At 59.9% G+C, this 12,776-nt stretch carries 11 protein-coding genes and 1 pseudogene; 4 read left to right on the top strand and 8 right to left on the bottom strand.

Annotated elements, in window-relative coordinates:
- Positions 1 to 305: 305 nt before the first annotated feature.
- From AO277_RS05865 to AO277_RS05845, 4 genes are all read right to left on the bottom strand, one after another.
- A complete protein-coding gene (locus tag AO277_RS05865; protein WP_005734009.1) occupies positions 306 to 608 on the bottom strand; it encodes a hypothetical protein in 303 nt (100 codons plus the stop codon).
- 196 nt (positions 609 to 804) lie between these two features.
- The gene (locus AO277_RS05860; RefSeq protein WP_044319707.1) at positions 805 to 2,142 is read right to left on the bottom strand and encodes a DEAD/DEAH box helicase; all 1,338 of its coding nucleotides are present in this window, start codon (positions 2,140 to 2,142) and stop codon (positions 805 to 807) included.
- A 168-nt stretch (positions 2,143 to 2,310) separates the two neighbouring features.
- The gene (locus AO277_RS05850) at positions 2,311 to 3,561 is read right to left on the bottom strand and encodes a HAMP domain-containing sensor histidine kinase (RefSeq protein ID WP_044319706.1); all 1,251 of its coding nucleotides are present in this window, start codon (positions 3,559 to 3,561) and stop codon (positions 2,311 to 2,313) included.
- Positions 3,558 to 4,247 carry a response regulator transcription factor gene (locus AO277_RS05845; protein ID WP_002554410.1) on the bottom strand — a complete coding sequence of 230 codons (690 nt, stop codon included), beginning with the start codon at positions 4,245 to 4,247 and terminating at the stop codon, positions 3,558 to 3,560. Before AO277_RS05845 ends, AO277_RS05850 begins: the two co-directional genes overlap by 4 nt.
- A gap of 216 nt (positions 4,248 to 4,463) precedes the next feature.
- Here AO277_RS05845 and bamA point away from each other — a divergent pair, with 216 nt between their 5' ends.
- Together bamA and AO277_RS05835 are read left to right on the top strand one after the other, a co-directional pair.
- Complete coding sequence (bamA, locus tag AO277_RS05840) at positions 4,464 to 6,836, top strand: outer membrane protein assembly factor BamA (protein ID WP_044319705.1); 2,373 nt, start codon at positions 4,464 to 4,466, stop codon at positions 6,834 to 6,836.
- Positions 6,837 to 6,956: 120 nt separating this feature from the next.
- Positions 6,957 to 7,370, top strand: a complete 414-nt coding sequence (locus tag AO277_RS05835; RefSeq protein WP_044319704.1) for a hypothetical protein — start codon at positions 6,957 to 6,959, stop codon at positions 7,368 to 7,370.
- Between the two features lie 19 nt (positions 7,371 to 7,389).
- Here AO277_RS05835 and AO277_RS05830 read toward each other — a convergent pair whose 3' ends face one another.
- On the bottom strand, positions 7,390 to 8,289 hold the full coding sequence (locus AO277_RS05830; protein WP_010213083.1) for a LysR family transcriptional regulator: 900 nt from the start codon (positions 8,287 to 8,289) through the stop codon (positions 7,390 to 7,392).
- A 96-nt stretch (positions 8,290 to 8,385) separates the two neighbouring features.
- Between AO277_RS05830 and AO277_RS05825 the strand changes: the two genes are divergently transcribed.
- Positions 8,386 to 9,186, top strand: coding sequence for an NAD(P)H-dependent oxidoreductase (locus AO277_RS05825; protein ID WP_044319703.1), 801 nt, complete (start codon positions 8,386 to 8,388; stop codon positions 9,184 to 9,186).
- An 83-nt stretch (positions 9,187 to 9,269) separates the two neighbouring features.
- Here AO277_RS05825 and AO277_RS05820 read toward each other — a convergent pair whose 3' ends face one another.
- Both AO277_RS05820 and AO277_RS05815 read right to left on the bottom strand, forming a co-directional pair.
- Entirely contained in the window at positions 9,270 to 10,298 is a 1,029-nt protein-coding gene (locus AO277_RS05820) for an alpha/beta hydrolase (protein WP_003431091.1), read from the bottom strand.
- Positions 10,295 to 11,557: an MFS transporter gene (locus AO277_RS05815; RefSeq protein ID WP_044319702.1), complete on the bottom strand. Its 1,263-nt coding sequence runs from the start codon at positions 11,555 to 11,557 to the stop codon at positions 10,295 to 10,297. Before AO277_RS05815 ends, AO277_RS05820 begins: the two co-directional genes overlap by 4 nt.
- 106 nt (positions 11,558 to 11,663) lie before the next feature.
- On the opposite strand from AO277_RS05815, the gene AO277_RS05810 reads away from it, so the two are divergent.
- On the top strand, positions 11,664 to 12,557 hold the full coding sequence (locus AO277_RS05810; protein WP_003363413.1) for a LysR family transcriptional regulator: 894 nt from the start codon (positions 11,664 to 11,666) through the stop codon (positions 12,555 to 12,557).
- A 15-nt stretch (positions 12,558 to 12,572) separates the two neighbouring features.
- Here AO277_RS05810 and AO277_RS28700 read toward each other — a convergent pair.
- Positions 12,573 to 12,776, bottom strand: a pseudogene (locus AO277_RS28700) (hypothetical protein); the annotation flags it as partial.

The following is a 12,776-nucleotide window of genomic DNA, read 5'->3' as shown; positions in this document are numbered from 1 at the left end:
CGGCTGCGAGTTTTGCCTGCACTGTATATTTACCCATGACGCCTCCAAAGGTTGCGTCCAACCTTCGGGGGTCATACCAGAGCGTGAGGAACGATCGGCAGCTAACGCGCCCATGCTCTACGCCCAGACATGCGTGTGCGGTGCGGCGCAAAATCGTGACGCGGAGCGTCACCCTCGGCACTCCCAAGCGGGAGCGTGCGGAACGATAGCCATCTCACCACAACTATCGTGCGCCGCTCCGCGTCGCATGCCGCTCTGGACGCTCTGCGTCCGGTCTTGAACCGGCACGCAGAGCATCTCGGGTATCAGGCAATCTGTGGCTTTTTAGCGATGGTGTCGAAGAGTGCGGGATCAAGCGGGTCGCCTGCCTGCTCATTCAGTACCTGACGAGGGTGATCATTTCCCGGAATGCTGCTGTCGATCAAAGAAAGCAGGCTTGCGCCGCGCTTTGTCAGCATGTAACTCGAGCCATCACCGCCCTCCTCGCCAGGACGAGGTTCGATGTAACCGCGATTAAGCAGCGTCTCAAATTCAGTGGCTGTCGATTTGGCGCCGTCGTTCTGCACTTCGTGCAACAAACGCTCGATAAGGTCCCAGTTGTAAGTCATTTTTCTAAACCTCCGTCCAGCATGGATTGATCGCCCATGACATCCAGCCACAGGCATACGACTCAGAAAATGTGACCTGCGGGGTTTGTCGCGGTTCAGAGAAGCTGCTGGAAGGTATAACGGGGGGTTGTTCTGCACAGGTGGCAGACAGAGGAGAAGCTGACCGCTCCCGCCTGCGCGGGAGCGATCATGGCAATCACTCGGCAGCCGGGGCCGGGGTGCTGCGTTTTTTCAGCGGCGCCATGCCGTCCTGGCTGACCAGATCGGACTTGGGACGGTTGACCGTCTTGCGCTCGGTCGGCCCCTTGGCCGCTGTCTTTTTCTTGTCGCCCTTGGCGTCAGTCTTTTTCTTCTTCACGCCTACAGCCTTGCCCGATGCCTTGACCTTCTTCGGCCCGCCGTAAGTGCCTTTGACTTCCTTGATGACACGACGCTCAAAGCTCTGCTTGAGGTAGCGCTCGACGCTCGACATCAGGTTCCAGTCGCCATGACAGATCAGCGAGATCGCCAGACCGTCGCTACCCGCACGGCCGGTACGACCGACGCGGTGGACGTAATCGTCACCGCTGCGCGGCATGTCGAAGTTGATCACCATGTCCAGACCTTCAACATCAAGACCGCGAGCCGCCACATCGGTCGCGACCATGATCTTGGCACCGCCCTGCTTCAGACGGTCGATGGCCGCCTTGCGGTCCTTCTGGTCCTTGTCGCCGTGCAGCACGAACGCCTTGTATTCCAGTGCAACCAGACGGCCGTACAAACGGTCGGCCATCGCCTTGGTGTTGGTGAAAATAATGGCTTTCTGGTAGGTCTCGTTGGCCAGCAGCCAGTTCAGCACCTGCTCTTTATGCACGTTGTGATCGGCGGTGATGATCTGGTGGCGTGTGCCGGAAGCCAGCTCACTGACGCTGTTCACTTGCAGATGCTGCGGATCCTTGAGCACCTTGCCGATCATTTCACGCAGGCCGGCACCACCGGTGGTTGCGGAGAACAGCATGGTCTGCTCGCGACCGGCACATTCGCCTGCCAGACGCTCGACGTCTTCAGAGAAGCCCATGTCCAGCATGCGGTCGGCTTCGTCCAGTACCAGTACTTCAACGTGCTTGAGGTCCAGATTGCCTGCGTTCAACTGCTCCAGCAGACGACCCGGCGTGCCGATCAGAATGTCCGGCACCTTGCGCAGCATCGCGGCCTGAACCTTGAAGTCCTCGCCACCGGTGATCAGGCCGGCCTTGACGAAGGTGAACTGCGAGAAGCGCTCGACTTCCTTGAGCGTCTGCTGAGCCAGCTCACGGGTCGGCAGCAGGATCACCGCACGGATGTCGACACGAACCTTGGCCGGGCCGATCAGACGGTTGAGGATCGGCAGCACAAATGCGGCGGTCTTGCCGCTACCGGTTTGCGCAGTCACCCGCAGGTCGCGCCCTTGCAGTGCGAGCGGAATGGCGGCCGCCTGCACGGGCGTAGGCTCGACAAATTTAAGCTCGGCCACAGCTTTAAGCAGGCGTTCGTGCAGGGCGAATTCGGAAAACACGGGTGCTACCTCGACGAAAAACAAAAATACAGCTGCATAGCGTAACGGTTTCGAGCGCCGGGGCCGAGTTTCTTTACCACCAAAGGTCGATTTTGTTTATGAATTGCCCGGTGAAGCACCGCCGCAAGCAGCACAATCGAACCGCTGAAGGTGATCAACCAGCACGCCTCAGCACACCGGCAGCACAATATCCACAACCAAGCCACCGCCCGGCCGATTGCGCGCAGCAATCTGGCCACCATGCATTTCAACGGCACGCAGCGCGATGGCCAGGCCCAGACCGAAGCCTTGCGCAGTATTGTCCGGGCCACGCTCGAAGGGCTGAAAAATACGTTGCAGGCAATCGTCGTCCACGCCCGGCCCCTGATCAATGACATTGACCGTCAAGCACGGCGGCTGCGCCTGAACATTGGCAACCACCACCACATCAGTGCCCACCGCCGTATGACGAACCGCGTTGCGAATCACGTTTTCGAATGCCCGGTAAAGCAATTCGCTGTCGACCTGTGCCACAAAAGGTTCGGGGGCCTGCAGCCTGACCCGACACTGTTTCAGGCCAGCCTCGAACGCGGCATCCTCGACGATGGCGGCCAGCAGGCTGATGACATCGACCGTCTCTCGCTCCAGGCTTTCGGCATCGCTCTGCATGCGCGCCAGGGTCAGCAGCTCCTCGATGAGTGCGTCCATCCGTTCCGACTCGCGCTCGATCCGCTCGAGCATGTCCAGTTGCGTCGGCGCCTGGCGCAACAGGCCAATGGCGGCGCTCATGCGGGTCAGCGGTGAACGCAGCTCATGGGAAATGTCATGCAGCAGTTGCTGCTGAGAGTCGGCCATGACCTTGAGCTGATTGGCCATACGGTCGCAGTCCTCGGCCAGATCGACGATTTCATCGCGCCGGCGGCCCATGTCGGGTTTCACCCTGGTGTCGAAACGACCTCTGGCGACCTTGCCCATCGCCTCACGCAACTTAATCAGCGGTGCCACCAGATAGGCGCTGAGGAACCAGCTGAACAGCGCACTCATGAAGGTGCCGGTGATCAGTGGGTTCAGGTGGGAAGGCCGATCTTCGTGGTTGGGCCGTTGGGTGGCCCTGATGTTTACGACTGTGCCTTCCCTTGTGTGCACGGCCATTTCGAAACGCGGATTATCTACCGACTTGCCCGCCAGCAACCGGCCCTTTTCATCGTACAGCCCGACCCGGTCCTGCCCGTCAGGCTGCCAGGCATCGAGCAACGCCTGCCCTGCGGGAATGCCCGACTGTTGAAGCATGCGTACTTCGTTGTCGAACACGGTGCTGAACGAGGGGTCGCCCGGTCCTGACCGGGACAGCATGAACAAGCCCGCACCGACCATGAAGGTCAGGCTGGTCGCCAGCCAGAACGCCAGAAACAGCTTCCAGAATAACCGGCTCGGCCTCATGGCGTAATCAACAGGTAGCCCAGATTGCGTACGCTCTGTATCCAGCTCTGGTTATCGTTGCGCGGCCCGAGTTTGTGGCGAATGCTACTGATGTGCACATCAATGCTGCGGTCATAGCGGGCCAGCGGCCGCCCAAGTGCGTTCATCGACAGATTCTGCTTGCTGACCAGTTGCCCGGCATGACGCGCCAGCTCCTCCAGCAGGCAGAATTCGTTGCCGGTCAGCTCCAGCGTGACGCCCTGCCAGCGTGCTTCACGTTTGCCCGGCCAGAGCGTCAAGTCACCGGCCTGAATCACCTCCCTGACCGTCTCGACCACCGGCACCGCCCTCACCCGGCGCATGATCGCCCGCAGACGCGCTACCAGTTCGCCCGGTGAACTGGGCTTGGGCACGTAATCGTCAGCGCCCAGCTCCAGCCCGGAAATACGGTCGATATTGTCGCCACGGGCCGTCAGCAGAATCACCGGCACCTGGCTTTGCGCGCGGATGCGCCGAAGCACTTCGATTCCGGACATGCGTGGCATCATTATGTCGAGCACAACAATGTCGTGACGACCGGACAGCGCCTCGATTTCCCCTTCTTCCGCACTGTTGGTGCAGGTCACAGTGAAGCTTTCACGGGTCAGGTACTGGCTGAGCATTTCGGTCAGTTCCCGATCATCGTCGACAAGCAATACGCGAGTCATGGCAGGCCCTTGATTGGTGGTTGCCGATTATCCCGGCACCGCTGCAGCGTGTCAGCCAGGCCTGATGATCTTTACCTAACCTTACACCGCGTTAACCGTCCCCAACATGCCCTCCCCCTATGCTGCGTAGCCAACAGCGCCTGCCGGACCGGCCCTTTCTGGCGTGTCATCGGCAGCGCTCAAATGCCTTTGTCGCCGCTTTCTGGAAAGGGTTTGATGATTTCTTCGCGTCTGCTTCTATCGTTCTGCCTGTTATTCAGCGTCCCGCTGGTACACGCCGACACTTTTTCCATCTCGGACATCCGCGTCAACGGCCTGCAACGGGTGTCTGCCGGCAGCGTATTCGCTGCGCTGCCGCTCAATGTCGGCGATCAGGCCGATGAACAGCGTCTGGCCGACGCGTCGCGCTCACTGTTCAAGACCGGTTTCTTTCAAGACATCAACATTGCCCGCGACGGCAACGTGCTGGTGATCAATGTAGTCGAACGCCCTTCTATCGCAAGTATCGAGATTGTCGGCAACAAGGTCATCAGCACCGACGACCTGATGAAGGGGCTCAAGCAGTCGGGGCTCAGTGAGGGCGAGATATTCCAGCGCGCCACGCTGGAGGGCGTGCGCAATGAACTGCAACGCCAGTATGTCTCCCAGGGCCGCTACAGTGCCTCGGTCGATACCCAGGCGCTGCCTGCACCACGCAACCGCATTGCCCTGAAAATCACCATCGACGAAGGGACGGTGGCGTCGATCCAGCACATTAACGTGGTCGGCAACACCGTGTTCTCCGATGAACAACTGGCCGACCAGTTTCAGCTCAAGACCAGTAACTGGCTGTCGTTTTTCAAGAACGATGACAAGTACGCCCGCGAAAAACTCTCCGGTGACCTGGAACGCTTGCGTTCGTGGTACCTGGACCGCGGCTACATCAACATGGATATCAATTCGACGCAGGTATCGCTGACGCCTGACAAGAAAGGCGTGTTCATTACCGTCAATATCACCGAAGGCCAACGGTACACCGTGGGCAGCGTCAAGCTGGGCGGTGACCTGAAAGTGCCGCAGGCTCAGCTTGAACAACTGATTCTGGTCAAACCGGGCCAGGTGTTTTCACGCAAGGTCATGACCGATACCACCAATCTGATCACCCGCCGCCTGGGCAACGATGGCTATACCTTCGCCAACGTCAACGGTGTGCCGAAAGCCAACGATGCCGACCATACCGTAGACATCAGCTTTATGGTCGACCCCGGCAAGCGGGCCTACGCAAACCGCATCAACTTTCGCGGCAACACCAAGACTGCCGATGAAGTGCTGCGCCGCGAGATGCGCCAGATGGAAGGAGGCTGGGCGTCGACCTACCTGATCGACCAGTCGAAGGTGCGTCTGGAGCGTCTGGGTTTCTTCAAGGAAGTAAACGTCGAAACGCCTGCTGTCCCCGGTACCGACGACCAAGTGGACATCAACTACGCCGTGGAAGAACAGGCCTCGGGCAATATCACCGCCAGCGTAGGCTTTGCCCAAAGCGCCGGGCTGATACTCGGGGGCTCGATCTCGCAGAACAACATCCTCGGCACCGGTAACTTCGCCAGCCTCGGCATGACGCGCTCCGAGTACCAGACCAAGTACAACTTTGCATTCACCAACCCATACTTCACGCCTGACGGGGTGAGCCTGGGCTACAACGTTTTCTACAACGCCACTGATTACAGCAAGTATTACGACGATGATGACGAGGTGTCCTACTACTCGCTCAACAGCGTCGGTGCGGGGGTCAACCTCGGCTATCCGATCAGCGAAACCTCGCGCCTGACCTACGGTTTGTCGATCCAGCACGACACCCTCGACCCCGGCAGCTACAGCGCCGACGAGATCTATGACTTCATCGAGCGTGAGGGCTCGTCATTCACCAACCTCAAGGCTAGCATCGGCTGGTCGGAATCGACCCTCAACAAAGGCGTGCTGGCCACTCGCGGTCATTCACAAAGCCTGACCCTGACCAGCACCGTGCCGGGCAGTGACCTGCAGTTCTACAAACTCGACTACAACGGCCAGACCTTCCTGCCGCTCAGCGACACCACCTCGCTGCGCCTGCACACCAAACTGGGCTACGGCAACGGTTACGGCGACACCGATGGCCTGCCGTTCTACGAAAACTATACGGCGGGCGGCCAGGCCACTGTGCGCGGCTTCAAGGACGGTACGCTGGGACCACGCAATACCCCGGCCACCGGCACCTACGCCAGTCAGGGGCAAATCTACTACTCGGACCGCGACACAGAAGCGCTGGGCGGCAACATCCTGATCACCGGTGGCATGGAATACCTGTTCCCGATGCCTTTCGTCAAAGACCAGAAATCCCTGCGCACCTCGCTGTTCTGGGACTTCGGCACGGTCTACGCCGACAAGTGCTACCTGAGCACCACGCAGAACTGCGGCAACATCAATATCGACCAGATGGCCAGTTCGGTCGGCGTCGGCGTGACCTGGTACTCGCCGCTCGGCCCGTTGAGCTTCGATCTCGCCGTGCCGATCAAAAAGCCCGAAGACGCCGAGACCCAGGTGTTCCAGTTCTCGCTGGGCCAGACCTTTTGAAACACTGACCTTTAAGCATGAATCAGGCGGTCTTTACCCAGCATTACCTGGCCCGGACCGCACTTAACATCCAGCCATTGAATACTGCCTGGTACTACGAATCAGTTCAGGAGCTGTTACATGAGCCGCGAAGTCAGGCAGATCACCCCCGATGTGCAGGAAATCATCCAGCACGCCCTGCGCTCACTGCTGGGCAAAGGCTTCGTCATCGCGCTGTTCGGCAGCGAGGATGCAACCGGGGCCATGCACTACCACCTGCGTATCGACCACGACGCCACGGGGCTTGGCATCGAGCATCACGACAACGTCGAAGACGGTTTCATCGACGATATCTTCATGCTCGCCACCCGCATGAAAGCCATGCTCAAGCACCGCGAAACCCTGTCTCGCATGCACGGCGGCAGCCAGGCGACGGGGCAGGTCCGGCTGCTGACCTGGATCACCGAGGACAACAGCCAGACAGTGCTGCAAACCGCCGAGGCTGCGGGGCGCGAGTGTTTGAGTGCGTTACGCGAACGCAGGCTGCGGGCTTGAATCATGAGCGCCGCACGGCTCAATCAATGGCCAAAGCCATCAGTTCTCGCAGCCACATATGAGCCGGATCACGGTGCAAACGCTCAGGCCACAGCATGAGCATTTCAAACCCGGAAATCGAAAGCGGCGGTTCCTGAACCACAAGCGTCGGCTGGGCGCGCACCAGCCGTTCGGGTACTACAGCAACCAGGTCGCTGCAGACCAGTGCAGATACCAGCGAGCCGAAATGCGGCGCCGACAACACGACCCGTCTGCTTAACCCCTGCGCCGCCAGGGCCTGATCGGTGCTTCCAGCGAACCCGCCGCCGTTGGGAGACATGACCGCATGCTCCAGCTCACAGAAACGTGTCAGCGATACGGGCTGCACAAAATCCGGATGATCATGCCGGGCAGCAAGCACATAACGTTCATGGATCAACGACCGCTGACGCAGCTTGGGCGGCGCCTCATCGCGGGTGTGCAACGCCAGATCCAGTCGACCGCTTTCGAGATCCGCGGCAAGGCTGACCGGGTGCTTGTTCAACAGGGCCAGGCGCGTGCCCGGTGCACTGCTGCGCAACCTGCCGAGCGACGGCCATATCAACGCGATGGTCGCGTAGTCGCTGGCGGCCACGCGCCAGGTGTGATCGGCCTTTGCCGGATCGAAATCCCGGCCGGGCAGCAAAGCGGACTCCAGCGCTGCAAGCGCCTGCCTGAGCGGTTCGCGCAGTTGTTCAGCCCGCGCAGTCGGGGTCATGCCCCGCGGTCCCGGCAACAGCAATGGATCATCCAGTACCTGCCTCAGCCTGCCCAATTGCAGGCTGACCGTCGGCTGAGTCAGGTTCAGCCGATGCGCCGCGCGGGTCACGTTCTGCTCCGAGAGCAATGCATCCAGCGTGATCAGCAAATTGAGGTCGATACGCCGCAAGGTATTGTTCATGCAAATACCCAGTGTTTGGGAGATTGATTTCCAGCATACCCGCATACCCGATCGAGTCTGTAGCGTTGCCTCATGACAGACAAACCGGAGCCCCTCATGAACGTACTTATTGTCTACGCCCACCCCGAACCGCGCTCGCTGAATGGGTCGTTGAAAGACTTCGCAGTCGATCATCTGCAGAGCAAAGGCCATCAGGTGCAGGTGTCCGACCTTTACCAGATGGGCTGGAAGGCGACAATCGACGCCAACGATGCATCTGGCCTTGAGAGCAGCAGCCGCTTTGACCCTGCCCTTGAGTCGCAACGCGTATTTGCCGCCGGTATTCAACCGCCGGACATCGAGGCCGAACAGGCCAGATTGCTCTGGGCAGACGCCGTCATATTTCAGTTTCCGCTTTGGTGGTTTTCGATGTCGGCGATCATGAAAGGCTGGATAGAGCGGGTGTACGCCTGTGGCTTCGCCTACGGCGTGGGCGAGCACAGCGACCATCACTGGGGTGATCGATACGGTGAGGGAACGCTGGCAGGCAAGCGCGCCATGCTGACGGTGACCATGGGCGGCTGGGAGTCCCACTACAGCGAGCGTGGCGTAAACGGAGCGCTGAACGACGTGCTCTTTCCTATCCAGCACGGCATCCTGTTCTATCCAGGCTTCGAGGTGCTCGCGCCCTTCCCCGTGTACCGGGCAGGCAAAGTGGACAGCGCAACATTTGCCCGCATTTGCGCCGATTACGGCAACCGCCTGGATACCCTGTTCACCCTTGAGCCCTTGCCGTTTCGCAGGCAGAACGACGGTGACTACGAGATCCCGGCGCTGACATTGCGTCCTCATCTTGCAGCGGGTCGGCAGGGGCTGGACATTCACCTTCGCGATGAGGATGAGCCTGCGGATCTTTAGGCAGATTTGAAACCACCAGTGACCGATAACAAAAAAGCCCTGCTTGTGCAGGGCCTTTTCATGCGTAGCGCTTTCAGCGCGGATTACTTCAGGTTGTTCTTGAAAAACTCGCCCAGCTTGTCGAACGGGATGAGATCGACCCGATCGTAAAGATCCACATGCCCGGCCTCTGGCACGATGATCAATTGCTTGGGCTGGCCGGCCAGTTTGTACGCTTCCTCGCTGAACTCCAGCGAGTGCGCCTTTGAACCGGCGATGAACAACATCGGGCGTGGCGAGATGGTCGCGATGTCGTTGAACGGATAGAAGTTCATGAACTTGATGTTGCTGGTCAGCGTCGGGTGAGTGGTCAGTTCGGGGGACTGGCCTTCGGGCGTAAACTCGCCCCGTGGCGTGCGATAGAAATCGTAGAACTCGCGTTCGATCGGGCCGGATGTGTCAGTCAGTTTGTGTACGGTGCCGCTGGTGTAGGCCGTATCACCGCCGCTGTATTCCACGTCGCGCTGCAGTGCCGCCTGCTCGATGATCTTCTTGCGCTGCGCCAGCGTCTGCGAATGTTTCAGGCCGTTGCGATTGGCGGCGCCCATGTCATACATGCTCACCGTGGCGATGGCTTTCATGCGCGGATCGATCTTCGCGGCACTGATGACAAAGCTGCCGCTGCCGCAAATCCCCAGAACGCCGATTCGTTTTTTGTCCACGAAGGTCTGCGTGCTCAGGAAGTCCACTGCGGCGCTGAAGTCTTCGGCGTAGAGATCGGGGGAAACGGCGTTACGTGGCTGGCCTTCGCTCCCGCCCCAGAACGACAGGTCCAGCGACAAGGTGACAAACCCTTGCTCGGCCAGTTTCTGCGCGTACAGATTGGCGCTTTGCTCCTTCACCGCCCCCATCGGATGGCCGACGATGATTGCCGGAGCTTTAACGTTCGGGTTCGAGCCTTTGGGTATAAACAGGTTGCCCGCGACTTTCATCTTGTACTGGTTGTTGAACAGCACTTTTTGCGCAACGACCTTGTCGCTTGTGTAGAAATTATCGGCACCGTGAGACATGTCTGCTCCTGTCGCAGCATATGAGCTGATTAAAAGCCCAAGCATCAAAAGAATCTTTTTCATGGCGTGTTACCTCGTTGAGAAATTGACCCGCGTTTATCTGCCCGGCCCTGACCGGTGTTGCTTTCCTGCAGAGACGCGTTGTCGCGTGCCGTCCAGGCCAGCGCGGCCGAACACGCCAGTAACACGCCACCGAATGCGAACGGGCTCCACCAACCGAGGCTGTCGAACAGCGCGCCACCGATACCGGCCCCGGCGGTGATCGCAAATTGAATGGTCGCCACCATCAGGCCGCCGCCTGCCTCGGCATCGTCGGGCAGCGTGCGTCTCAACCACAGGCCCCAGGCGACCGGCGCAGGTGTGGCAATCAGCCCCCAGACGGCAAGCACAATGGCGACGGACTGAGGTGAATGGCCCAGGCCGGTCAGCGCTACGGCCAGCACCGCCATCAGCAACGGAATGGCGATCAGGCAGGCATACAGGCCTGTGTGCAGCAGCCTGCCTATCAGGTAGGTGCCGACCAGCCCGCTGGCCCCCAGCGCCAAAAGCATCAGGGACAACGTGTTGACGCTGACCCTGGTGATCTCTTCCAGAAACGGGCGCAGGTAGGTGAAGACGGCGAACTGGCCCATGAACAGCAACAGGATCGCGCTCATGCCGACGGCCACTTGCGGGTTGCGCAGCAGGCGAAAAGGATTGCGTGCCCGGTTGTTCGGCTGACTGCGCATGGCCGGCAGGCTCAGCCACTGCCAGGCAAACGCCAGCGCCGCGAGCGGGATAACCAGGAAAAACGCCCCGCGCCAACCGATGTACTGGCCCATGAAGCTGCCCAATGGCGCGGCGACCGTCGCCGCCAGCGCATTGCCGCCGTTGATCAGTGCCAGGCCCTTGGCGACCGATTGCTTCGGCACCAACTTCATCACGGTAGCGGTCGACATCGACCAGAAGCCGCCAATGGCAATCCCGAGCAATGCACGGCCTGTCATGAACAACCAGCCGTTGGAGGCCAGCGTGACGATCACGCCAGACACCAGCAGCAACAGGCTGAAGCCCAGCAGGACAGGCTTGCGATCCAGATGTCCGGTCAGCGGCGTGTTCAGCAGACTGGTCAGCACGGCAAAAAAGCCGGAGATCGAAATCGCCTGCCCTGCCTGCCCCTGGCTGATACCGAGGTCCTGCGCGATGGGTGTCAGCAGGCTGACCGGCATAAACTCCGACGCAATCAGCACCACCACACACAGCGCCATCGAAAACACGGCGCCCCAGGCTGGCGGATGAGTGGTTATTTCGGACTGCTTCAGGGTTGAATCAAATGCTTGCATGCGTCCTGACCTGGCGACGTTAAAAATGAGTCGGCACAGGTTAGGGCAAAGGTATTAGGATGATTAGACACCACAATTTATACGCGCTTGTGAGAAGGATTCAGTAATGAGCACCCCCAAACTCAATGACCTGCAAGCCTTCCTGCAGGTGGCACGCGATCAGAGCTTTACCAAGGCCGCGACCAGACTGGGCGTTACGCCTTCAGCCCTGAGCCACACCATGAGGGGTCTTGAAGAGCGCATGGGCCTGCGCCTGCTGGCGAGAACCACCCGCAACGTGGCCCCGACCGAGGCTGGCGAACGGCTGATGCGCTCGATCGGGCCGCTGCTGGATCAGATTGCCGCAGAAGTCGAAGTGCTGGGCGAACTGCGCGACAAACCCGCCGGCACCATTCGCATTACCTGCTCCGATGACGCCGCAGAAGGCATCATCCGCCCGATGCTCGCAGGGTTTCTGGCGCAGTACCCGGATATTCAGATCGAGATCTGCATCGACTACGGCTTCACCAATATTGTCAGCGAACGTTTCGATGCCGGCATCCGTCTGGGGGAGTCCATCAGCAAGGACATGATTGCCGTGCGCCTGGGGCCTGACTGGCGCTTGTCAGTGGTCGGCTCGCCGGCCTACTTCGAGCGACATCCCGTCCCGCTGCAGCCTCAGGACCTGACTCAACACACCTGCATCAACATCCGCCACTCGCCAAACGGTAGCTGCTACGCCTGGGAGTTCGAGAAGGACAGCCGCAAGCTCAACCTTCGAGTCAACGGGCAATTTACGTCGAACAGCATGATCCATGTGCTCAACGCCGCACTGGACGGCGTGGGCTTGGCCTACGTGCCGGACTCCATGGCCGAGCCGCACATCGCCAGCGGCCGCCTGAAAGAAGTTCTGGTCGACTGGAGCCCGTATTTCGAAGGCTTTCACTTGTACTACCCGAACCGGCGACAGGCGTCGCCGGCATTCAGCGCGTTTGTTGAGGCGGTGAGGTATCGGGGCTAGCACCCCGCCGCCTGATTACTGCGCGGCTTTCAACGCATCCGCGACCTTGTTCAGCGAACCTTGAGCAGGCTCGGCAAGCAGTTTCAGCTCGGTGGTCTTGCCACGCACCACCACTTGCATGGCGGTGGGCGCACCCTTTGCGTCACCCACGATCGAGACTGTCAGAAATTTTGTGTTCGGGCATAACATGTAGCTAGAGGTGCATGTATGCCGACCAAA

Origin of the sequence: Pseudomonas amygdali (assembly GCF_002699855.1) — a bacterium.
Lineage (GTDB): Bacteria > Pseudomonadota > Gammaproteobacteria > Pseudomonadales > Pseudomonadaceae > Aquipseudomonas > Aquipseudomonas amygdali.
This window is presented reverse-complemented; position numbering and strand designations above follow the sequence as displayed.

What these genes read in the sequence shown, in the direction of transcription:
- AO277_RS05850 (WP_044319706.1), bottom strand. Translation starts at nt 3,561, where the DNA reads ATGAGGCCGAGCCGGTTATTCTGGAAGCTGTTTCTGGCGTTCTGGCTG.
- AO277_RS05810 (WP_003363413.1), top strand. Translation starts at nt 11,664, where the DNA reads ATGAGCACCCCCAAACTCAATGACCTGCAAGCCTTCCTGCAGGTGGCA.
- AO277_RS05865 (WP_005734009.1), bottom strand. Translation starts at nt 608, where the DNA reads ATGACTTACAACTGGGACCTTATCGAGCGTTTGTTGCACGAAGTGCAG.
- bamA (WP_044319705.1), top strand. Translation starts at nt 4,464, where the DNA reads ATGATTTCTTCGCGTCTGCTTCTATCGTTCTGCCTGTTATTCAGCGTC.
- AO277_RS05815 (WP_044319702.1), bottom strand. Translation starts at nt 11,557, where the DNA reads ATGCAAGCATTTGATTCAACCCTGAAGCAGTCCGAAATAACCACTCAT.
- AO277_RS05835 (WP_044319704.1), top strand. Translation starts at nt 6,957, where the DNA reads ATGAGCCGCGAAGTCAGGCAGATCACCCCCGATGTGCAGGAAATCATC.
- AO277_RS05820 (WP_003431091.1), bottom strand. Translation starts at nt 10,298, where the DNA reads ATGAAAAAGATTCTTTTGATGCTTGGGCTTTTAATCAGCTCATATGCT.
- AO277_RS05845 (WP_002554410.1), bottom strand. Translation starts at nt 4,247, where the DNA reads ATGACTCGCGTATTGCTTGTCGACGATGATCGGGAACTGACCGAAATG.
- AO277_RS05830 (WP_010213083.1), bottom strand. Translation starts at nt 8,289, where the DNA reads ATGAACAATACCTTGCGGCGTATCGACCTCAATTTGCTGATCACGCTG.
- AO277_RS05825 (WP_044319703.1), top strand. Translation starts at nt 8,386, where the DNA reads ATGAACGTACTTATTGTCTACGCCCACCCCGAACCGCGCTCGCTGAAT.